This is a genomic window from Shewanella sp. NKUCC05_KAH, from assembly GCF_019345585.1.
In the GTDB taxonomy this organism is placed as follows: domain Bacteria; phylum Pseudomonadota; class Gammaproteobacteria; order Enterobacterales; family Shewanellaceae; genus Shewanella; species Shewanella oncorhynchi.
The window spans coordinates 132,857-155,109 of the sequence record NZ_JAHKQZ010000004.1 but is presented as its reverse complement, the minus strand read 5'-3'; the positions used below and the strand labels follow the sequence as shown (position 1 = coordinate 155,109).

The 22,253-nt window shown below is 47.2% G+C and carries 13 protein-coding genes; 6 read left to right on the top strand and 7 right to left on the bottom strand.

What is annotated here, in order from left to right; all coding sequences use genetic code 11:
* The first annotated feature begins 68 nt into the window (after positions 1-68).
* Together KO533_RS05590 and KO533_RS05585 are read left to right on the top strand one after the other, a co-directional pair.
* The gene (locus KO533_RS05590) at positions 69-3,272 is read left to right on the top strand and encodes a mechanosensitive ion channel domain-containing protein (protein ID WP_105253001.1); all 3,204 of its coding nucleotides are present in this window, start codon (positions 69-71) and stop codon (positions 3,270-3,272) included.
* A 14-nt stretch (positions 3,273-3,286) separates the two neighbouring features.
* The gene (locus KO533_RS05585; protein WP_219253218.1) at positions 3,287-4,009 is read left to right on the top strand and encodes a glycerophosphodiester phosphodiesterase family protein; all 723 of its coding nucleotides are present in this window, start codon (positions 3,287-3,289) and stop codon (positions 4,007-4,009) included.
* A gap of 20 nt (positions 4,010-4,029) precedes the next feature.
* On the opposite strand, the gene KO533_RS05580 is transcribed toward KO533_RS05585, so the two are convergent.
* Positions 4,030-4,365: a DUF3392 domain-containing protein gene (locus KO533_RS05580; RefSeq protein ID WP_131523965.1), complete on the bottom strand. Its 336-nt coding sequence runs from the start codon at positions 4,363-4,365 to the stop codon at positions 4,030-4,032.
* Between the two features lie 92 nt (positions 4,366-4,457).
* Here KO533_RS05580 and KO533_RS05575 point away from each other — a divergent pair, with 92 nt between their 5' ends.
* On the top strand, positions 4,458-5,393 hold the full coding sequence (locus KO533_RS05575; RefSeq protein ID WP_219253216.1) for a D-2-hydroxyacid dehydrogenase: 936 nt from the start codon (positions 4,458-4,460) through the stop codon (positions 5,391-5,393).
* Between the two features lie 86 nt (positions 5,394-5,479).
* Here KO533_RS05575 and KO533_RS05570 read toward each other — a convergent pair whose 3' ends face one another.
* Positions 5,480-7,054, bottom strand: a complete 1,575-nt coding sequence (locus KO533_RS05570) for a PAS domain-containing methyl-accepting chemotaxis protein (RefSeq protein WP_219253214.1) — start codon at positions 7,052-7,054, stop codon at positions 5,480-5,482.
* A 262-nt stretch (positions 7,055-7,316) separates the two neighbouring features.
* Between KO533_RS05570 and KO533_RS05565 the strand changes: the two genes are divergently transcribed.
* Positions 7,317-7,508, top strand: coding sequence for a bacterioferritin-associated ferredoxin (locus KO533_RS05565; protein WP_076498521.1), 192 nt, complete (start codon positions 7,317-7,319; stop codon positions 7,506-7,508).
* Positions 7,509-7,784: 276 nt separating this feature from the next.
* On the opposite strand, the gene KO533_RS05560 is transcribed toward KO533_RS05565, so the two are convergent.
* Both KO533_RS05560 and KO533_RS05555 read right to left on the bottom strand, forming a co-directional pair.
* Positions 7,785-8,441: a thiopurine S-methyltransferase gene (locus tag KO533_RS05560; RefSeq protein WP_219253212.1), complete on the bottom strand. Its 657-nt coding sequence runs from the start codon at positions 8,439-8,441 to the stop codon at positions 7,785-7,787.
* 102 nt (positions 8,442-8,543) lie between these two features.
* On the bottom strand, positions 8,544-8,885 hold the full coding sequence (locus KO533_RS05555) for a hypothetical protein (RefSeq protein WP_105250285.1): 342 nt from the start codon (positions 8,883-8,885) through the stop codon (positions 8,544-8,546).
* A 249-nt stretch (positions 8,886-9,134) separates the two neighbouring features.
* Here KO533_RS05555 and KO533_RS05550 point away from each other — a divergent pair, with 249 nt between their 5' ends.
* Positions 9,135-10,943 (top strand): protein kinase, encoded by a 1,809-nt coding sequence (locus KO533_RS05550; protein ID WP_105250286.1) that lies wholly within the window; start codon positions 9,135-9,137, stop codon positions 10,941-10,943.
* Between the two features lie 20 nt (positions 10,944-10,963).
* Here the strand turns inward: KO533_RS05550 and KO533_RS05545 are convergent, their stop codons facing one another.
* The 3 genes from KO533_RS05545 to KO533_RS05535 all read right to left on the bottom strand — a co-directional run bounded on the left by KO533_RS05545 (position 10,964) and on the right by KO533_RS05535 (position 18,827).
* Positions 10,964-13,372: a zinc-dependent metalloprotease gene (locus KO533_RS05545; protein WP_219253210.1), complete on the bottom strand. Its 2,409-nt coding sequence runs from the start codon at positions 13,370-13,372 to the stop codon at positions 10,964-10,966.
* A gap of 128 nt (positions 13,373-13,500) precedes the next feature.
* Positions 13,501-17,217: a response regulator gene (locus tag KO533_RS05540; RefSeq protein ID WP_173496262.1), complete on the bottom strand. Its 3,717-nt coding sequence runs from the start codon at positions 17,215-17,217 to the stop codon at positions 13,501-13,503.
* A 215-nt stretch (positions 17,218-17,432) separates the two neighbouring features.
* Entirely contained in the window at positions 17,433-18,827 is a 1,395-nt protein-coding gene (locus KO533_RS05535) for a PhoH family protein (protein WP_105250289.1), read from the bottom strand.
* Between the two features lie 406 nt (positions 18,828-19,233).
* Here KO533_RS05535 and rapA point away from each other — a divergent pair, with 406 nt between their 5' ends.
* Positions 19,234-22,140: an RNA polymerase-associated protein RapA gene (gene rapA, locus KO533_RS05530; protein ID WP_219253208.1), complete on the top strand. Its 2,907-nt coding sequence runs from the start codon at positions 19,234-19,236 to the stop codon at positions 22,138-22,140.
* Positions 22,141-22,253 lie beyond the last annotated feature (113 nt).

Sequence of the window (22,253 nt, the reverse complement as noted above, 5' to 3'; positions counted from 1 at the left end):
AACATACCAATCTCAACGCAATTTGGCTAATATGGAGCGTCTTTCGCCCCTAAATGTCTTTAGCCTATATGCCACGTATTTTATTGTTCATTATTGCTTTTTTCACATTTTCCGCACTTGCCAATTCGCCTTTGCAGTTGGACAAACGTCTTGGCATGAACAAGCAAGATCAGCAACAAAATCTCAGCATTGACGAACAAATTAACGAACTAAAAATTAACATAGAAAAACTCGCCGCCAACGCAGCCAGTTTCCAACAAGCGCAGATTGATTTTGAGCAACATAAGAAGCGCACTAACCAAGCACTGAAAGATGCCTATAAGCCTTTATCTCTGGAAAAAGGTACTGACCTCAGCCAGCAGGCTTCCATGGCCTATATTCGCTTGTCTGAACTTAAAGAAAGCGAATCCACCCTTGGCCGACAAGTTAACGATTTATTGCTACGTCACAATGACTTACCTACAGTTATCGCCAGCGCGAGGCAAACTGTCGCCCAAAACAAAAAAGCAGAACTCGCCCCGCTAGATACCCCTACGGGAGAGTTACAGCAAACTCAACGACTCTTCTTTGAACAAAGCCTTGCCACCGATGAAGCAGAACTTGCCAGCAGCCAAAAACGCATTGAACTGACGCAATTACAATTACAGCTAGTCCGCCAACAACTGGTGCAGCAAGAAGCCTTGATCGAAACCATCAACAAGGCAATCAATAAACAACGTCAGCAACAAACGGATGCCACCCTAGCCAAAAACTTAGTTAATACCGAAAAAGTCATCGATCCTATCACCCGTAATATTGCCGACACTAACCAGATTTACGGCCAAAAGCTGCAAACGTTAACTTTGCAGATCAATAATGTGGTCGAACAGCAGGAACAGGCAGAAACCCAATATCAATCCCAAGCTAAACAACTGGCAAACATCCAAGAGCAGATCACTTGGGTCAAAATGAACTCCGCCTTTGGTGAGCGCTTTTTGCAGATGTTGCAATCACTGCCTAAACCACCGAATCACGAAAAACTGCAAACGCTGATCGCCGATGCGCGCTTAGACAGATACCATTTAGAGCAGCAACAAGCCCTCAATGAGCAAGAATTAGAACAACCCGGCTTATACAATGAGCAGCAGATTAAGCTCTTACACTCGCAACAGAGTTTGATATCGCAGTTGATGCAAAGCTATGACCAATATTTGAGTGAATTAGGCAAGCTGAAGGTCAATTACCAACAACTGAGCCAACAGAATCTCACCCTCAAAAATACCCTTAACGAACATTTGTTCTGGGTGCCTAACGCTGCAAGTATCAGTAAGTTATGGCTTACGGATCTTGAGCGCAGCACGGTTTGGCTTGTGCAACAAGCACAGTGGGATGAACTGGGAAAAGCCTGGGATGAACAAAACGATTATTGGTCTTGGTGGATCATATTGCTGGTACTGTGTTTAGTCGTACAAGACTTGATCACTCCTAAATTCAATCGCTTGCTAAATCATTACACTACTTATGTGGGCAATGTGACCCAAGATAAATTCATTTACACTCTCAAAGCGCTCGCCTGCAGTATCAGCTATGCGTTGATAAAACCTTTCCCAGTGATCATGGCGGGATTGATTTTCTATCATTCCGATCGCAATTTTGTGCAAGCAGTGGGTATGGGCATACTGGCGATTGGTTTAGTGTATCTCTTATATCGCTTCATCTTTATTCTGACGCTCGACAAAGGCGTACTCGTGGGCCATTTCAAACGCCCCTCAAAACTCATCCAAGCGGGACAATCACGGCTCAGACACTTTGTGCTGATTGCTAGCCCATTATTGGGTCTGATGGGCTTTACCGAAGTACTCGACACATCACTGGTGCGTAATAGCATAGGCCGCGGCGCATTCATTATTTTCTGTATCGTTTTATTCTTGTTATACAAAGATATTTTAATCCTGAGCCGTAAAAACTCAGATGCAAAAAAAGACGGTAAAAACAAAAAACTCATTCAGAAAATGCTCTGGACCTTGCTGATTTCTGTGCCGCTTTTAAGCGCAGTGTTAGCCTTTAGGGGTTACTACTTCACCGCTTTCCAAATGCTGTTACAACTGCAATTATCGATCGTGCTGGGTCTGGGTTTCTTGCTCTTATACCAATTGATCAAACGGTGGATGTTAATCGAACGCCGCCGTATCGCCTTCGATCGCGCTAAGGCAAAACGTGCCGAACGCTTAGCACAAAGGGAAAAAGGCGAAACGCATCACCCTTCCGTCGATGGACTAGATACCTACGAAGAACCCGTAGTCGATCTCGAAACCATTTCGAGCCAATCCCTTGGTCTAGTGCGTTCACTCTTGTTATTGGCCTTTTTAGCCAGTTTGATTGGTCTGTGGACTCAAACCCATACAGCGCTGTTTTCCTTCCTCGATGGCATTACGCTGTGGACGACCAATACCAGTGTGAATGGCTTAGAGCAACAATTGCCCATTACCATGAAGTCACTGATGTTTGGACTGATAGTGGTGGGTTTCTCGTTAATGATTGCCACCAATTTACCCGGCCTACTTGAGCTAATGATCCTGCAAAGGCTTGATCTCTCGCCTGGAACGGGTTTTGCAATCACAACCGTCAGTCGTTATCTGGTGGTTTTCCTCGGACTATTAATCGGCTTCTCTAATCTCGGGATGGAATGGTCTAAGTTGCAATGGCTGATTGCCGCACTGTCTCTCGGTTTAGGTTTTGGTTTGCAAGAAATTTTCGCCAACTTTATTTCGGGTCTGATCATTTTGTTTGAGAAACCCGTGCGTATTGGCGACACAGTGACAATTCGTGATTTAACAGGGACTGTCAGTAAAATCCAAATTCGGGCGACAACGATTATTGATTGGGATAGAAAGGAAATTATCATCCCGAACAAGGCCTTTATCACAGAGCAGCTGATCAACTGGTCCTTGTCAGATCCTATTACTCGGGTCATTGTTTATGTGTCGGTGGCGCGGGATTCAGACCCGGCCAAAGTTGAAGCGACCCTGTATCAAGCGGTGCAAGAGTGTGAAGATGCACTTGCCAGCCCAGAACCTGAAGTCTGGTTTGCCGGCTTTGGTAAACATACCCAAGATTATGAAGTGCGCGCCTATGCAAAAGATATGTCGGCACGCTGGCCACTGCGCCATGATTTACATAAACGAGTGACTAAAAAACTCAAAGAAAACAATCTCGAACTCGCCTACCCGCAGATGGAAATCCATATTAAGAATGGTCAAAATCGCGAGCAACAAGGCATTATTAGAAGCTAATAGGATCGCAGACCATGCTTATTTTTGCTCACCGCGGCGCCAGCGGTTATCAGGCCGAAAATACCTTAGCCGCCATGGCTAAAGCGTTAGAATTGGGTGCACAAGCCGTCGAACTCGATGTACATAATGTCGAAGGTGAGTTAGTCGTGTTTCACGACAGACGACTCGATAATAAAAGCTCGGGCACAGGCGTCATTCACTTAGTGAGCAAGGACTATCTAGCAAGCATCAATGTGAAAGGTGAATCCATTCCGACGCTATGGCAAGTACTTGAGCTGATTGCGGGGCGCTGCATAGTCAATATAGAGTTAAAAGGCATTAATACCGTCACGCCGTTAATCGACTTATACCCAAAGGCTTTGAGTCTGCTTGGTTTTAATAAGGAGCAGTTACTGATCTCTTCTTTTAATCACCCCTATCTACATGAACTTAAACAGGCGTTGCCGGATGCTTTAGTCGCACCGTTGCTTGCCAGTATTCCACTCGATGGGGCTGCGGTAGTAAGCGACCTAAATGCCTATTCATTGCATTTAGATGTGAGTTTTATCAGCCAAGCGCTAGTAGATGACGCCCATAACCGAGGTGCCAAGGTTTATGTTTATACTGTCGATCATATTGATGATATTCATGCGCTTAAGCAGATAGGCGTCGATGGCGTGTTCAGCAATTACCCCGATCGCGCCATGCAAGCCTTAACTCAAAAGGCAATGGCCGATTACTCTGGCTACTTTGAGTAACGGCAAAAATAATAATGATATTAAGCTTGGCTATTTCGCTGAGCCCAATAACCGATAAAAATAAACATGGCCACAATTAACAGAAACATCCAATGGGATGGCATAGCCACTATGTGTCTTGCCACCCAAGGCGTGGCTTTCACGATCAATAGTCCATAGCCAAAGGCATTCACAATAATAAAAACAAATGTTCGCAGCACAAAAGAATGCCCCAACAAATGACGCCTTAAGATACGATTTACATCCGCTGAAAAAACCAAAATAAGACACACCACCATAGCGGTAGCAATATCGAAGGCCCAAGGGCGAAGCATATTACCTAACTGGGCAACAATGGCGACTAATTGATCAAACATAGACTTAACCTAAAAAGATGCAGCGCAATCCATCTGAGTGGCCGCGACAGCGTATTGAAAAATAACAATAACCAAGCATAAAGGGAGACGCCATGGGGCACAAGTTACTCTTGCTAACAAAGGCAAATCAACAGTACCGCGATTTGATTGAGGCGCAGAAACTCCCTGATTTAGAGATACTCGATGATAATCCAGCGGGCATAATTGAAGCAGATATTTGGTTAGCCGAACCGAAACTCGCCGCCCCCCTATTGCCCCATGCTAAAAATCTGCAATGGCTACAATCAAGCTTTGCTGGCATAGATGCCCTAATGAGTCCAAGGGGCAGAAAAGACTATCTACTCACCAATATTAAAGGCATTTTCGGCCCGCTGATGAGCGAGTATCTATTCGGCTATTTACTCGCGCATATCCGCGGCCATCGTTTTTATCGCCAGCAACAAGGACAAAAACAGTGGCTGATTCAACCCCAGCAGCCCCATTCAAGCCTACAGGGAATGCGATTACTCTTACTCGGTACTGGCTCAATTGCCCAGCATCTCGCAAAGACAGCAAAGCACTTTGGCATGCATGTCACAGGGATCAATCGAAGTGGTAATACCGTAGAAGGTTTTGATGCCATAGAAGCGATGGCCAATTTAGGCCAAGTGTTGACACAGGCCGATGTGGTTGCAAATCTACTGCCAAGCACTCCTGCAACACATAATCTTCTCAATGCTGACATGTTAGCTATGTTAAAAACGGATGCAGTGCTGTTTAATGTTGGCCGCGGTGATGCACTCGATCTCGATGCACTCAATATCCAACTTATCGCTAATCCTAGTCAGCAAGCGATCCTCGATGTATTTGCTCAGGAACCTTTGCCCAATAGCCACCCTATTTGGGAACGGGAAAATGCCGTGATCACGCCGCATATTTCGGCGCCAAGCCATCCTGCACAAATCGTCGATATCTTTAGCCAAAACTATCGCCGCTACATCATGGGTGAGCCACTGCAGAATCGAGTCGACTTTAGTAAAGGTTATTAGATCAGAGATAAGAAATTGAGTTAGTGAACAGAAAAAGAAAAGGCAATAGTCAGACTATTGCCTTTTTTATCTTAAATTTTAGTCAGTTAAATCCTAAAGCTGCGCTTTAAGAATTGCTCGACTAATACCGAGTGAGAATCCATCTCGCGAGTCACTTCGTCATTCAAGCCGACCATTTCACTGCCGAGTTGATGGCTAGAATGGGTAAATTGCGACACATTAACCACGCTGCGATTCATCTCATTTGCCACACTCGATTGCTCTTCAACCGCGCTGGCAATATGGTGCGTCATATCGGTAATGGTCGAAATGGCCTCACGAATCGTACGTAATGCCGTACCCGCTAAATCCGCCGTTGAAATACATTCGGAAGCGGCAACCACTCCTTGCTGCATGCTGATAACAGCTTTATTCGTCCCCTGCTGCAACAGATTAATCATACTGTGGATTTCTTTGGTGGCATCGTGAGTACGCTGTGCCAGCGCCCGTACTTCATCGGCAACGACAGCGAAGCCACGACCTTGCTCACCCGCTCGAGCCGCTTCAATTGCTGCATTCAATGCCAGCAAATTCGTCTGCCCCGCAATACTCTGAATCACATCGAGCACTGTGCCAATATCTTTACTGTGGGCTTCTAACTCAGTAATAACTTTTGACGTTTGTTGCAGTTGCTCCGCCATCGCTTGAATCGAGCGAATAGTACTCGACACCGTTTTATCACCATTGATGGTTTCAGCGGATGCCATTTGTGTGGCACTCGCCGCATCGGCACAATTGGAGGACATATCGCCTAATGTGGCGGTCATTTCCTGCATCGCTGTAGCAACTTGTTCTATTTCAGATAGTTGAGCCTGACTGGTACTCTGGATTTGTTTGCCCTTGGCGGCAGATATTTTGGCCTGTTCTGACACGTTATAACAGGAATCCGATGCACGCCCAAGAATCGACTTAAGCTCTGAATTCTGCATTTGCAGTGCTAAATCAATCGCGCCAAGATCATCACTGCTTCCACTATAAATATGCGCCATCAAGGGGTTATCGTAGATATGCTTTGCCTTAGCCACTATCGCGTAATAGCGACTCAGCACCAGATTGCCGCCCACCAGCAATACTAGAACGCTTATCGCTAGGGCAATAAAGCCCATTAAGCCAATTTGCAGAGCAAGGTAAAACATAGGTAGCATGGCAACCAATGCGAGTAACAGCAATTTAACTGGCATATCCAAGGTACGTTTTAACGCGCTGACGCTGCCCTTTTTGTTCAACTCTGCATAGGCTATTTCTGCACGCTTAACCTGATCGCGTGTGGGTTTAGTGCGTACAGATTGAAACTCGACGACTTTGCCATTAACTGAAATCGGTGAGACATAGGCATCGACCCAATAGTGATCGCCATTGGCGCAGCGGTTTTTCACTATCCCTTTCCAAGGCTCGCCTTTTTTGATACATCGCCACAGATCTTCAAACGCTTGCGGAGGCATATCTGGATGACGCACCATGTTGTGGGGCTTGCCTAGCATGGCATCGAGGTCGTAACCGGCAACGGTACAGAAAGATTGATTGGCGTAAGTGATATGACTTTGAGTATCCGTGGTCGACAATAAAATCCAATCCGCTGGATAATCATATTCTCGCTGTGTAACTGGTAGATTTGTTCTCATGAAACCTTATGGATCTTTGATTAATTCTTCGTTATTCATCCATGAGTTATCCATCCGTGAGGCATCATCACCCTGACTCTGTATTCCTAAACCTACTTCTAAAACTGCCTAGCTTTTTAGTGCTAAAACACACCTAGCATAGACGATAAAACGTGCGCCATGTAACAAAAGCGTTAAAGTATAAAAATCACCCAAAAAAACATGATTGCATTTGATAAGCGTTTTCATTTAGAATTAGCGCAATTCGATTGGAGACTAGTATATGTACGTTTGTCTTTGCCATGCGATCACTGATACGCAAATTAAAAACGCAGTAAGCCAGGGCGATAGCTCGCTTGCTGACGTAAAAAAGCGCTTAGGTGTTGCCGATCAATGTGGTAAATGCGCCAGAATGGCGGTGCAGATAATTCAAAATCAACTAGAACTTGAGCCTAATTATTACGAAGTCGCATAGAGTTCATCGCGAATAGTGTGGTAAAGGGTAACTCACTCACGAACAAAGTTCCGACAAGTTAAAACCACGCTGACTCAAGCAAACTTAATCCAGCTCAAGCAAACTCAATCCAAAAAAGTCCCGCGACAACAAAGCCTTCTATCCGCCACTTCGTCTTAAATAATCTTGCCAGTTTAGACTTTAGATATGATGTTTTAATGACAAGCCCCACTGAACTCCAAGCTCGAAAGCCGCGAATAATTCAATGGGGTTACAGATCCAACTTCCGAGTCAAGCCTACTTACGTTTCAACAAATAGGCCGCTTCATTAAGCCAAGGCACGGCTTTCTTAATAAAACGGGGATTGTCGGCCAACACATCTTGCGACGCTAATACTTCAATATCAAAATCCTCACTCAGATGCTGCTCTACCCAAGTAGGGGATACCGCAAAAGGCGGGCCGATAAGGGATTCTTGCGGATAATCTAAAGTCACTAATAAACCGACACTACCGCTAGGTAATAAGCTCGCTAACTGCTTGGCATATTGTGCACGCATGCTCTCTGGCCATGCGATCAAAGCCGCGCGATCATAAAATGCCGTCACTTCTTGAGTGATAGCCTTAGGTAGGGTGAAAATATCACCCTGATACAAGCTGATCTGTTCGGTTTGATAATGCTGGTGTTCACCCACGGCCGTTTGCGTCATATCAAGTTGGTTATCGCTGAAAAATTGCTGCACTGCCAATTCATTCAACTCACAACCTATGACCTGATGCCCCTGTTCTGCAAGGAAACACATATCTAGCGACTTACCACATAAGGGCACAAAAACCTTGGTATCTGCGGGTAATGCAAGCTGCTGCCAATACTTAACGAGGAAAGGATTGATGTCTTGCTGATGAAAACCTATCTGTTGCTGCTGCCACTTTTCATGCCAAAAACCGGGTTCCATGGTTTTATCTCTATTCGCTAATGTTGTCCTTACTCTAATGACATTTTAAAGTGGATGCAAAGCCTCCTGCCATTCGGCAAACTCAGCAATGTAAAGACTAACTTACTGATCTAACGTGGCTTGCACTTTACGCAGCCAAACACAGTTATCGCATTGGCATTGACGGCGTGATAAATGATGTGGGCTTAAAGATGAATCGATAAAGTCCACGGCGATCAACAACTGCTGTTTTAACTCGGCAATCGATTTTTCGTTCACGGCCACCAGCTCGTCATTCTGGTTCATCCAGATACATTCCATGCCCTGATGACACGTTAAACATTGCTCGTCTCTATCATTAAAAAATACCGCATGCGGGCAATGGGTCACTTCCATTGACTGTAAAATACGCTTACGCGGATATTCCAAAAGTTCGATCAACAAGGCTTTATATTGGGTGGGCATACGCCCTCCTTAGCTGCACTTTGTCTGTGGGTTAATTAACAAAAATTGATTCCATCTAATGCCCCAAAGATTACCTATAGTCGCGAGGATTTAATTTGATGTAAGTCAAAGTCAGTGACGAAATGATCGTATAGGTAAGCCGCGCCTGACGCTGATCATCAATGCCATTCAAAATACTAAAATAAAGCCATCCGCTATTTGATTATCTCCCCTGCTTACTGGTTAAATGAACAAAACAAGGAGCACAATTTGCAAACACCGCAGCTGCAGCATTTTTATATTTCTGAAGAGCAATCCATTTACTTGCTCAAAGCCAATGATGCCCGTAAACACAAGGCATGGATCCGCCTCTGTAAACAACAGCTGAGCAAGTTAGGTTATACCGATATCGAATTGGTCGGTAAAGGCGCCTACGGTTTCGTGTTTGCGGGTATCAATCAAGCGGGCGATGCCCATGTGTTTAAGTTTTCACGGATTAATTTGCCACAACATATTCAAGATCGGCTCGAAGAAGAAGCCTTTATGCTCTCCTTACTCAAGCACCCTAATGTGCCGGGGGCGATCAAATTTGAGCGAGTAGGTAAGCAAGGCATACTCGTGATGGAACGGGCAAAAGGGGAAGATCTCGACCAACTTTGCCGCCGCATGGGCGCCCTACCGACCGCTATGGTCATGAGCATCGCCCGCCAACTCGCCGATATCTTGTATTACCTGCGCACGGGCAAGCCTTTAGTGCATGGCGATATCAAACCTTCGAATCTGGTTTACGATATTGAACAACAACACTTATCGTTAATCGATTGGGGCTCAGCGGTATTTGCGCAGCGGGATGAACATAACAAACCCGTCGAAGACAATGTGATGGCGTTAATGTCTAGCGATCAACAACATACCAACGCCCGCATGGGTGATGTGTACTTTATCGGCGAAGAGCAACTCAATGGAGCACTCTCCAGCCCGCGCTTTGACGAGCAAGGAGTTGCCGCGACTCTGTATGCCCTCGCCTCAGGGCAAGCAAGTCGCTTCGGTGCACAAGTGATCTCGCCCACCAGCATTGGCTTACCGATAGAATTAGCCCGTACCTTAGAGGGCATGCTCAGCACTGATCCACAGCAGCGTAATATCGCCGGCGATTATTTTTTAAAAAGTATGCGCCACAGCCACAGATTACATTTACCTGAACTGCCCAAAGCTGATTTACAGGGTGAAATTCCTGTATGGGTACAATCCCGCGACAAAGATGTTGAAACTGTCAGCTACAGTTCGCGTAAATCCTTTTTAAAGGAACACAACGCCCAAGATCCCATCGCTAAGATGGATGATATTCAGCTCGAAAAATATTACCGCAACTTCCTCGCTGGCATGGGCGATACCGAAAAAGGCTTTATCGCCGCAGTGGGTCGTTTAGCGCAATATCCGATCGTGGGTGGTCTGGCTATTCATTGGCAGGAAACCGGCGTGTTTATCGACTCCAATCTTGCGATTTACGATGCAAAGCAAAAAAGTGCGTTAATCATTGCAGTCAACAATATGGTGGATCTTGCACGGGGAATTAAACGTATAGGGGTGTTTAAGGCCTGCTTCTTTAACGCCAAAGACACACTGCATATCGAACGAGCTGACACCAGCGAGCCTTTTGTCGCCAGTGCCGCACTGCAGTTGCCATTCGAAGTCGGTGACGTACCCACCTTAGAAGATAAGTCGCGCTTACATTCTTATTTTGAAGACGGTAAAGATCCCGATGAGAACCTCGAATTACCCCATGAAATCATGGAAGAATTAGCCCGCATCAACCAAATTCACCACACAGGCTGCATCATTTTTGAGGCGCTGCCGAATCACTTAAAAATTCACAGTTACTTGAAGCTGCTCAATCCGCGTAAGCAAGCGGCGTTTCGCGCAAGTCTCGATCGCATCTTGCATCATGTCGGAAAAATCCAAGGTCACGGCGTATCGGGCTTTATGAAACTGCCCTACAAAAACACCCGCCGCTTTACTCATCTAGAGCGTAAAGCTGATCACTTTTATCCGAAAAATCCAAAAGAAATAGGCGCCTAATGGCACCTATGTTCATCGGGTTAAATCGGTGATCCCGGCGGTAAGGTTAACGGCTTAGGAATAAGCTTAACCTTAGCATCGGTCAAACCTGCAGCAAGACCCTGTTGCAACCAAGTATAGTGCGCCGCAAGACTCACATTCGCTCGATTCGACTTCGCTTTCAATTGCTTAATCACAAACTGAGCGCGATCGTTGATCGCTGCCCTCACTTCTGGTGAGGTTTGAGGATCGTGCAGCGTTGCCAGCACTTCATCAATCACCACAGCGTTCACTCGCATCCATACGCCTTCGACCAGCGCGAGCTTATCCTCTTGATACAAGGTCGCCGCAAATAACTTATCCAGTAATGTCGTCACCGATAACTGCTCACTATCTGCCATGGATGCTTGGCTGACACGATTCAAGCGTTTAGGCATCAATAACAAGCTAACAGTATGACGGCTAAACACTTCAGCCATACCGAGAGGATCATTAATTGCACCTAGACCTGAGTCGAAGGATTCCCGCGTAGCATGATAATTCCCCGCCTTTGGCACTAAACTGTCGAGCAAGGATTGCGGCACAGTTAAACTCGCCGCATCGAGCGTGTTAAGTAGCGCGTCTAAGCCCGTTAACTGCAACTGCGGCGCAATATAGCTCCAGCGGCTGCCTTCACCGATAGATTGATAGTTATAGTCAGTGCCACCAATAAACTTCGCGACCGCATCGATTTGATAACGCGTCAGTAAATAAATTGGCACAAAGGCATCGGCTAGCTCGCCCAATGGCTCATTGGGTAACAAGGCCGCACTGGAGAAATCCGCAATCGCCTTAGTGCGAATTTTATCTAACTTACCCAGCTGATCGATCGGATCGTCACCACTATCCCACAAACTGGCATAGGCCTGACTCGCATCCTTTTGGCGGGAATCGGCCTCACCGATATAACGTAAGCCACGTTTGGCGACATCGGCCAACAAGTCGACTTGCAACGCTTGTTGGGTGCGAGCATCGCCTTGATCGCTATAGCCATAGGCGATAGCAAAATCATCCCAAGGACCAACACCTGTAGTGTAAGGTGCTGAAATATCAATATCATTGCCCTTTAGCTGGATTTTCGGATGGGGATAATCCATCACAGAGGCATCCTGATTGGTCGAAGCGGCAAAGTTATGATCTAACCCTAAGGTATGGCCGACTTCATGGGCAGCCAGTTGGCGAATACGTGCCAGCGACAAGGCTGTCGCCGCTTTCTCAGCCGCCACTCTATCCTGCCAGCCTGCGGTTAAACCTTTAGCAATCAAGTAATCCTGACGCACACGCAAGCTGCCGAGCGTGACTTGACCCTTAATGATTTCACCTGTGCGAGGATCGGTCAGTGCGGCGCCATAGGACCAACCCCGCGTCGCCCTGTGCACCCATTGGATCATGTTGTAGCGAATATCCTGCGGATCGGCATCTACAGGTAATAACTCAACTTTAAAGCCGTTGATAAATCCCGCCCGAGTAAAAGCCGTCTCCCACCAGCGCGCGCCATCGAGCAACGCCGATCGTATAGGTTCTGGCACACCAGGATCGAGATAATAAGTAATAGGTTTAACGACTTCGCTTGGCGCTGGGCCTGGATGCACTTTCTGTAAACGGTGGCGCAGGATAAAACGCTGCACTAAAGGTTGGTCAAAGGGCATGGCATAATCGTGATACTCATCGGACAAATAACCGCTCATAGGATGATAAGCCCGCGGCTGGTAATCCGCATCGGGAAGCTCAACAAAGGAATAACGCATCCGCACCGACATTAAGGTGCCATCGGGTGTTACCTGTGCGACCTGCGCGCCAGCAACATCGCCTTTGAACGTCAGTTGCACATCCACATCGGCGTTTTTCTCAAAGGATTTAATCCCTTTGGGTAAGATGACAGAACGGCTCAAATCGAGCTGATAATTGCCCTGCTCTGTTTGTTGCAATACGGAAGACACGCCGTGTAAATCATTGAGCACCAGATCGTTGATCGCTACCAAATCAGGCTTGCCCTCAATCACTTTGCCTTGCCATAACACAGAATCGGCAAAGGCTTCTTCAACCGCTCTTTGCTCGGCGGCATCAGAGGTATTCGCACGATATTGGGTATTGAGTTGCTTAAGTAAAACATAGGGACCTTGGCGCTCAAACTGCACCATACGGGTCTGACCCAGTTGGCCGCGATCGAGACCAATGTCGTTTGAGCCTACGCCCTGTGGCAGGCTAGTAACTAAGATAAAAGGTTGATTTAAACGATTGACCTCAAGATATAACTCTCCCTCAGACTCCTCGTAATAGAGATTAAGAAACCCTTTCGCCTCTTGGCCCTGCTTAATGATCTTGGCGCTAGGCGCGGCTGCCGCGACCGTAACGGTGGAAAATCCTAACAGCGTTATAAATAAGGCTAAGGCTACACTTTGGGGTTTCATCTTTCCTCCTGATTCGGCTGGCTGCGTTATTTACCTTATAAGTCATTGGCATCTTTGATAACTGCTTATCTCAAGCGATTGATTTAAAGTAAATAATGCGAGGCCATCACTGGCCCCGAGCAAATAAATTAACGATTCTGATGCTGGTTCTTGTGTTTGATCCAGTGATTTAATGTTTCAAATAATTCGTTGAGCACTATGGGTTTAGTGATGTGGGCATTCATCCCTGCTGCTAAACTCTTTTCCCTGTCGCCCGACATGGCATGGGCTGTCATGGCAATGATAGGCAGTTCATCGGCACTAAAACGCTCACGCAATGCCCTTGCGGCAGTTAACCCGTCCATCACTGGCATTTGAATATCCATCAACACAGCATCAAACGGCCGCGAGTCGATGGTATCCAGCGCCACTTGACCATTGTCGGCCAGCACCACTTCGTAGCCAGCGCTCTTAAGGAGTTCAGTGGCCACTTGCTGGTTGATAAAGTTATCCTCCACCAGCAGCACTAAACCTGTGTGCTCCCCTTCCTCAACTTGAACTTCAACCATAGGCTGAACCACATTCAATCTCGGTTCATCGGCAAAGGCGGCAATGATCTCATCGAACAGACTCGATGCCTTAAACGGTTTTTGCAGTACGGCAAACACATTGGCACTATCGACTTCATGCTGCAAGGGCTCTGCCGCATAGGCCGTCATCATGATAATCACAGGCCGTTTCGCTAAGCGGCCTTCGGCAACCATAGTATCTATGGCGCTGACCACATCGCTACCGTCCATTTCTGGCATCATCCAGTCGAGCAATAACAGATCGATTGGTGCCCGCGACAGTTTATAAAGCGCTTCTGCGCCGCTGGCGGCAGTATCGACGTCGAAGTGGAAATCTCGCATCAAGGTCGAATAGATTTGCAGTGCCGTCGGGTTATCGTCAACGACTAAGGTGCGTAGACTATTGAGTTTTTCCGGCACGACCAAAGGCTCAATCTTAGCGGCTTCGGCAATTTCAAAACTGATGGTAAAGCTAAAAGTACTACCGACCCCAAGCTCACTCTGCACTTGCATCTTGCCGCCCATCATAGACACCAGATGCTTACTGATCGACAAACCTAAGCCAGTGCCACCGTATTTACGAGTGGTCGAACCGTCGGCTTGGGCGAAGGCATCAAACAACTTATCCTGTTGATCTTTACCTATGCCGATCCCCGTATCGCGCACCCAGAACTTCAAGGTAATCCGATGATCCCGCTCGCCGACATCTTCACAGCCGAGCTCAATCTCGCCAGATTGGGTAAATTTCACCGCATTCGATAACAGGTTAATCAGCACTTGGCCTAAACGTAGCGGATCGCCCTTAAGAATGAGTCCCGCCGTCACAGGGGCATATAAGAGTAACTCGACGCCTTGTTCTTGTGCCTTGAGCGCATTGAGATCCAGAGCGTGATCGAGCACTTTATCCAGCGGGAACGGCACCCGCTCAAGCTCCAATTTACCCGCCTCAATTTTAGAGAAGTCGAGAATATCGTTGATGATCCTCAGCAGCGATTGTGCCGAGAAACCAGCTTTTTCGAGGTAATCTTTCTGCTGCGCCGTTAACGAAGTACGCTGCGCCAACTGCAACATACCGATAATGGCATTCATCGGCGTGCGGATCTCATGGCTCATGTTGGCCAAAAATTCACTCTTGTAGAGGTTAGCGAGTTCGGCGTCTTGCTTGGCTTCAAGCAACGCCACTTCGTTACTCTTATGGCGGGTAATATCCTTATGGGTACCAAGCATACGTTTGGGCTGACCTTCGGCGGTGAACTCCACCACACGACCACGGGATAACACCCAGTGATAGCCGCCATTTTTACCTAACATACGGAATTCAATTTCGAAAGCACCGACGGGATCAGCAAGATACTGAGCACGGTATTCCTCGACGCGAATACGATCGTCGGGGTGGGATAATTCATCAATCGTTGATACTAAAGCTGGGAATTCATTGGTTTTATAACCCAACATAGAATAATAGGCTGGGTTACAAATAATCTGTTCAGAGTCTAAATACCAGTCCCACAGGCCATCTTCCACCGCATCCATGGCTAAGTGATAACGCTCTTCGGACAGGCGTAATTGTTCGGCGGATTCGTATTCCCGCGTCACATCACGCCACACGGCAATCAATCCCTGCAGTTCGCCGCGGCGATTGTAGAAAGGCAGTTTGAGGGTATCAAGCAGCACAGGTTTACCCGCAAGCTCGACCTTTTCTTGGTAGCGCAGCGGCGTGCGATCTTTTAAGACTTGTTCGTCTTCGGCGCGGATACGTATGCCCATTTCAGGCGAGGTCAGATCCTCAGATGATAAACCTATCATCTCGCTCTCTGTGTAACCCAGCATGCGTTCAGCCGCCTTGTTACAACCTAAATAGTTGCCTTCTTTATCTTTAAAGACAATCGCTTCAGGAATCGAGTCAAGCAGGGATCGCAGTAGCGCATATTCGCGCTCACGCCGCTCTGTAGTGTCTTTTAAGCGTTCAGTACGCCGCGCCACTAGCTTATCGAGCCGCTTATTCTGCTCAGCCAGATGGTGGGTATATTGTTTGTTTTCCTCAAAAATCCGACTCACTAGCAAGAACCAAGGTTCCCAGCCGCGGGTGATTTTCTCCGGTGGTTTACGTGGCTCTTGGGAGCAGCCCTCAAGGTGCGACAGTAGTCGCGAGGCTGGACTCACAAAAGATCGACGCGTCTGCCAATGCACTATGGTCACCAACACTGACAGGGCGATAACCACTAAAATAAACGTCAGCTGCAGTTTTTCCCACGAGTCTTGGAATAGGTCGTCTTCATCCTGCAAATACAGTAAACGCCAAGGCGCGTTATGCAGGGCAACCGAATGGATGTAATAGCCGTTACGAATGATGCCATCGTGGGCATCGAACAATTCCGACTCAGGTAAAGAATGCAGCTCAGAGGGAATACGTTGGCTGATGTGATAGACCCGATTGATATCTGAGCTATCAAAATCGCTGTGGGATAAAATATTGTTCTGTTGGTCGAGCAAAATCACTGTGCCCGGCATCTTAAAGTAAACCCGAATTTGCCGCGCTAACGAAGCAAGCGTCATGTCTAAGTTGATTGAGCCAATGAACTCATCATCCAAATAAATGGGCACGCCTAAAGTGGTCAATAAGCCTTTGCCCGTGGAGTCAACATAGGCTTCACTCCAAAATACACTGCGCTGCGGATTCATTGCTGGGGTGGCGTATTGGAACTGTTTCTTGTTGAGTAATTCGTCCCTAAAACGTTGATCGTCATTCGACCAAGGGAAATAGGACATGATCCTACGTTTCGACAGGTAATAGATCGCCGAGGCTTTCGGGGCGGCTTCTTTGGCGACGGGGAAGGACAGTGACAGCTCAAACAACATCTCAAGTTCTTGATAGAACTTGTCGTCGCGGCCGTCGAGGGAACCCGCGCCAGTAATCCTCCCCATGTTGGTAAAAGGCTCACCGCTCTGGGCGTAGCTAGGTTCTAAGGTAAAATACTGGCCGCTTTCGTTGAATTTACCGTATTGGGGTAAGCGTTCTTTACGCACGAGTTCGCCCAAACGTAAATGATCCACAGCAACGTTGCGTAAGCTTTTTACCGCTCTAATGCTCGACTCAAGTAGCAGATCGATTTGCAATACATGGCGCTGAACCTGCTCTTCACGCTGCTCCATCTGCTGTGCTTTTTGGCGGTCGAAAAACATCCATGCGGTCAACAAAGACATGACGATAACGCCGATGTACGTATAAAAAACGGCACGGTTGTAGTTCTTCTGGATCGGCGATTTTAGTTGGAGATCCGGCTCACTCGATTTCATCCACTACCCTTGATTGCAGCGCTTAATTTCAGCCTACTGCGGCAAAAACTATGAGCTCCATATAGTAGCAGGAAGGAACTGCCAATCACATAAAATAATTGTTAGATAAAGCCTACTCATACCACTGATAAGTCGATTAAAAATCTACTACTCCATAAAATTAAGGCCTCCATATCAGAGGCCTTAGTCATTACCCAAAATTAAACCGACCTGCTTTACAGATGCTCTTCGGCGTATTCCGCTAAGCGTGAACGCACCACGCCATTCAGATACACGTTGGCACTGCCTTCAAAGTCTTTAAAACGTTCGACAATATAGGTTAAACCTGAGGTAACAGCAGTTAAGTAGTTAGAGTCGATTTGCGCTAAGTTACCGCAACAAATCAGTTTTGTGCCTTCGCCCATACGGGTGATCATAGTTTTGATCTGCGAGGCAGTGAGGTTTTGGCATTCATCTAATAACACTATGGAGTTTTGGATCGACCGCCCGCGCATAAAGTTTATCGACTTAAACTGAATGTTAGCCTTCTCCATGATGTAGTTCATGCTGCCAGTGGGATTCACATCATTCTTATGCAGTACTTCGAGCGTATCAGTAATCGCGGCCAGCCACGGCATCATCTTCTCCTCTTCCGTGCCGGGCAAGAAGCCGATAGATTCGGCGATTTCAGGGGTGTTACGGGTGACGATCACTTTGTCGTAGCGATTACGCTCGACCACCAGTTCCAATGCCGCCGCCATGGCGAGCAAGGTTTTACCGCAACCCGCAGGGCCAGTTAAGATCACCAGATCGATATCGGGATCGAGCAGTGCCTGCAGTGCCATGCCTTGATAGACGTTTTTAGGTTTAACACCCCATGCCTCGAGGTTTTTCACCCGCTCACGGCCTAAATCTAAAATATGTAAATGGGTGTCTGTGCGCTCGATAACACGACCGCAAAAATCAGACTCTGTGTCGATAAGATATTGGTTGATATAGAAATTATCATTTTCGAGGTCTTTGAGCGGTACTTCATGCACTGTATGTCTACCGTGGCGCTCGGTGGAGACCTTGTTCAAGTGCTCCCAAAAATTACCTTCAAACTGGTAAAAACCTTTGCTGAGGAAGCGAATGTCATCGATCAACTGGTCAGTTCGATAATCCTCAACCAATTGAATACCCGCACCTTTGGCTTTAAGGCGCATATTGATATCTTTGGTGACTAAGACAACGGTACGGGGATGATGTAGGTTTTGTAGATGTAGCGCGGTATTGATAATGCGATTGTCGTTTCCATCTCCTGGCAGTGCGCCTAAGGTAAAATCGACAAGGTGATCAGGGAAAATTGAGAGCGAACCGACGGCATCGGCATGACCCTCTCGGCTGGGTAAAGGGACGCCATTGATAATCTGCTCAGGGGTAGTTTCACCGCCTAGGGTATCTTCCAATGCCCTGATAGCAACCCGAGCATCACGACTCACATCACTCTTTCGATCTTTAATCTGGTCCAACTCTTCTAGCACTGTCATCGGAATGACCACATCGTGCTCTTTAAACGAATAGATCGCCAAAGGTTCATGTAGTAACACATTGGTATCCAGTACAAACAACTTTCTGTCGTCTTGTTCCATGGCGCCTCCAGAGTGCTTCATTAAAGTTTAAACACACTTTTGAGTCTCAATAAAAGTTACACGGCTCCTATTACTGGCAAAGCTTATGGCAAAGAATGATCATAAGGTTCAAGTTGATAGCACTTTACTCGCACTTAAACCTTAAGTTGATATTGGCACCAAACTCACAAGATAACAATACAGCAACCATTGTTTACCTTACAGACTCGAAGCAGTGTATAACCGCGGATGTGACATTAGCGTGACAGTTTCATGTACTGGCATGACAATTTTGTCGCTTGTACAATTTGTAATCTAGCACTCTGGGAATTAGGCTCTAACGGGTAAGAGGGCGATTTAAATATCACGAGTATTGGTATAACATACGCGCCCTTTGTTAGAGTCCGCCTAGAAATGAGAATTTAAGATGCCGTTCGCCTTAGGTCAACGTTGGATAAGTGATACCGAGTCAGAGCTTGGTTTAGGAACTGTGGTTCAAGTAGAAGGCCGTATGGTCACTGTATTATTCCCTGCCACGGGTGAGAACCGTATGTTCTCCCGAGCAGAAGCCCCTCTGACACGCGTTATATACAATCCCGGCGATTCGGTTGAAAGCCATGAAGGCTGGAGCCTTGCGGTCAGTGAATTGACCGAGAAAGACGGGATAGTGATCTATCACGGCATTCACAGTGAGACAGGCGAGCAAGCTACACTGCGTGAAACCCTGCTGAACCACAATATTCGTTTCAACAAACCCCAAGACCGTTTATTCGCTGGCCAAATCGATCGCCTCGACCGCTTTGGTGTGCGTTATCAATGCCAAATGTTGCGCCACAAACTGGCCTCATCGGATTTGCTGGGTCTGCAAGGTCCACGTGTTGGACTTATTCCGCATCAAATGTGGATTGCCCATGAAGTCGGCCGTCGCTATGCACCGCGTGTACTGTTAGCCGATGAAGTGGGTTTAGGTAAAACCATTGAAGCAGGTCTGATTATTCACCAACAACTGCTGACCGGCCGCGCCGAACGCATTCTGATTATCGTGCCCGATACTCTGCGCCATCAGTGGTTAGTGGAAATGCTGCGCCGCTTTAATCTGCGTTTTTCGGTATTCGATGAAGACCGTTGTGTGGAAGCCTATGCCGATCATGACAATCCTTTCTACACAGAACAGTTAGTGATTTGTTCACTCGAATTACTGCGTAAGAAAAAACGTCTTGATCAAGCCCTAGATGCCGATTGGGATCTGTTAGTGGTTGACGAAGCGCACCACTTAGAATGGACCGAAGAAGCGCCAAGCCGCGCCTATCAAGTGGTTGAAGCATTAAGCGAAGTCATCCCAGGCGTTTTGCTGTTAACCGCAACGCCGGATCAACTTGGCCATGAGAGTCACTTCGCCCGTTTGCGTCTGCTCGATCCGGATCGTTTCTACGATTACGATGCTTTCTTAGCTGAAGAAGACAGTTATAAAGACGTCGCCATTGCCGCCGAAGCCTTGGCTGGTAACGCTAAATTACCCGATACCGCCATCAACAGCTTGACCGAATTACTGGGCGAGAAAGACATCAGCCCAAGTATTCGTTTAATCCAAGCCGACGGTATTGATGCCGAAATACAACAGGCCGCCCGCAGCGAATTACTGCAAGAATTACTTGACCGTCACGGTACTGGCCGCGTGTTATACCGAAACAGCCGCGCCTCGGTAAAAGGCTTTCCAAAGCGTTTCTTTAACGCTTATCCCCATGCCATGCCAGATCAATATCAAACTGCCGCACGCGTCAGCGGCATGATGGGCGGACACAAGTCATTAGAGGCGAAAGCGGCGCAAGCCCTGAGCCCTGAAAAACTGTATCAAGAATTTGAAGATAACAGCGCCAGTTGGTGGAAGTTCGATCCCCGTGTGGATTGGTTAATCGAGTTCTTAAAATCCCACCGCAGCAAAAAAGTGCTGATCATCGCCAGCCAAGCAGAAACCGCCCTGAGCTTAGAAGAAGCCCTGCGTACCCGCGAAGGGATTCAAGCAACGGTATTCCACGAAGGCATGTCGATTATCGAGCGCGATAAAGCCGGCGCTTACTTTGCCCAAGAGGAAGGCGGCGCACAGGCGCTGATCTGTTCTGAAATTGGTTCTGAAGGTCGTAACTTCCAGTTTGCCAGCCACTTAGTGCTGTTCGATCTGCCACTAAACCCCGATCTATTGGAACAGCGAATCGGTCGTTTAGACCGTATCGGCCAGAAAAATGATATCCAAATTCACTTGCCATACCTTGAAGATACCGCCCAAGAACGTTTGATGCAGTGGTATCACCAAGGGCTGAACGCCTTTGAACTCACTTGTCCGAGTGGTCATGTGCTTTACAGTGAATTTGCCGAAGATCTGCTAAACGTGCTTGTGGGTGACGACAGCGACGAGCTGACAAACCTGCTCAATCACACCCAGAGCCGTTATAAAGAACTCAAGCACGCCATGGAGCAAGGCCGCGACAAGCTGCTGGAAATCAACTCACACGGCGGCGAGAAGGCACTGGCAATCGTCAACCGCCTTGCCCAAAGTGACGGTGATACTCATTTAATCGGCTCAGTGATCCGTCTGTGGGATATTATCGGTGTTGATCAAGAAGATAAGGGTGAAAACTCGATTATTCTGCGCCCGAGTGAGCACATGATGTTCCCAACTTATCCTGGCTTGCCAGAAGATGGCGTAACAGTGACCTTTGATCGTGACACAGCGTTATCACGCGATGATATTGCGCTGATCACCCAAGAACATCCGCTGGTGCAAACGGGACTCGATCTGATCACAGGTTCTGAAACTGGCACCACCAGCGTCGCAATTCTAAAGAATAAAGCCCTGCCAGCAGGTACCTTATTCTTAGAACTCATCTACATGGCCGATGCCTCAGCACCTAAGTCGAGCCAGTTGTACCGTTATTTACCGCCTACCCCCATTCGCGTGTTGTTGGATAAAAACGGTAACGATCTATCGGCTAAAGTGGATTACGCCAGTTTCGATAAGCAATTAAGCGCGGTGAATCGTCACATTGGCGGCAAGTTAGTCACAGCATCTCAGCCAATTCTGCATCCGTTATTTGCTAAGGGTGAAGAATATGCTCAAGTAGTTGTCGATGAAATGGTCGCCCAAGCCAGAGAGAAAATGACTCAGCAACTGAGCGCAGAGCTTGATCGTTTAGAGTCACTTAAGGCTGTGAACCCCAATATCCGTGAGGAAGAATTGGAATACCTGCGCAATCAGATGCAAGAGTTAAACACTTATCTAGATGCCAGCCAGTTACAACTCGATGCGATCCGTATGGTCCTCGTTAGCCACGTATAGACCCAAGCGGAACAGCAGGTTTCCATCAATTAGCCCAGCCTCAGCGTTGGGCTTTTTTATGCCCAAAAACTTTCTCTAACAAGTGGTTTTTTAGACTCAGTGGCTTTTATACT

What these genes read in the sequence shown, in the direction of transcription:
- KO533_RS05590 (WP_105253001.1), top strand. Translation starts at nt 69, where the DNA reads ATGCCACGTATTTTATTGTTCATTATTGCTTTTTTCACATTTTCCGCA.
- KO533_RS05585 (WP_219253218.1), top strand. Translation starts at nt 3,287, where the DNA reads ATGCTTATTTTTGCTCACCGCGGCGCCAGCGGTTATCAGGCCGAAAAT.
- KO533_RS05580 (WP_131523965.1), bottom strand. Translation starts at nt 4,365, where the DNA reads ATGTTTGATCAATTAGTCGCCATTGTTGCCCAGTTAGGTAATATGCTT.
- KO533_RS05575 (WP_219253216.1), top strand. Translation starts at nt 4,458, where the DNA reads ATGGGGCACAAGTTACTCTTGCTAACAAAGGCAAATCAACAGTACCGC.
- KO533_RS05570 (WP_219253214.1), bottom strand. Translation starts at nt 7,054, where the DNA reads ATGAGAACAAATCTACCAGTTACACAGCGAGAATATGATTATCCAGCG.
- KO533_RS05565 (WP_076498521.1), top strand. Translation starts at nt 7,317, where the DNA reads ATGTACGTTTGTCTTTGCCATGCGATCACTGATACGCAAATTAAAAAC.
- KO533_RS05560 (WP_219253212.1), bottom strand. Translation starts at nt 8,441, where the DNA reads ATGGAACCCGGTTTTTGGCATGAAAAGTGGCAGCAGCAACAGATAGGT.
- KO533_RS05555 (WP_105250285.1), bottom strand. Translation starts at nt 8,885, where the DNA reads ATGCCCACCCAATATAAAGCCTTGTTGATCGAACTTTTGGAATATCCG.
- KO533_RS05545 (WP_219253210.1), bottom strand. Translation starts at nt 13,372, where the DNA reads ATGAAACCCCAAAGTGTAGCCTTAGCCTTATTTATAACGCTGTTAGGA.
- KO533_RS05540 (WP_173496262.1), bottom strand. Translation starts at nt 17,217, where the DNA reads ATGAAATCGAGTGAGCCGGATCTCCAACTAAAATCGCCGATCCAGAAG.
- KO533_RS05535 (WP_105250289.1), bottom strand. Translation starts at nt 18,827, where the DNA reads ATGGAACAAGACGACAGAAAGTTGTTTGTACTGGATACCAATGTGTTA.
- rapA (WP_219253208.1), top strand. Translation starts at nt 19,234, where the DNA reads ATGCCGTTCGCCTTAGGTCAACGTTGGATAAGTGATACCGAGTCAGAG.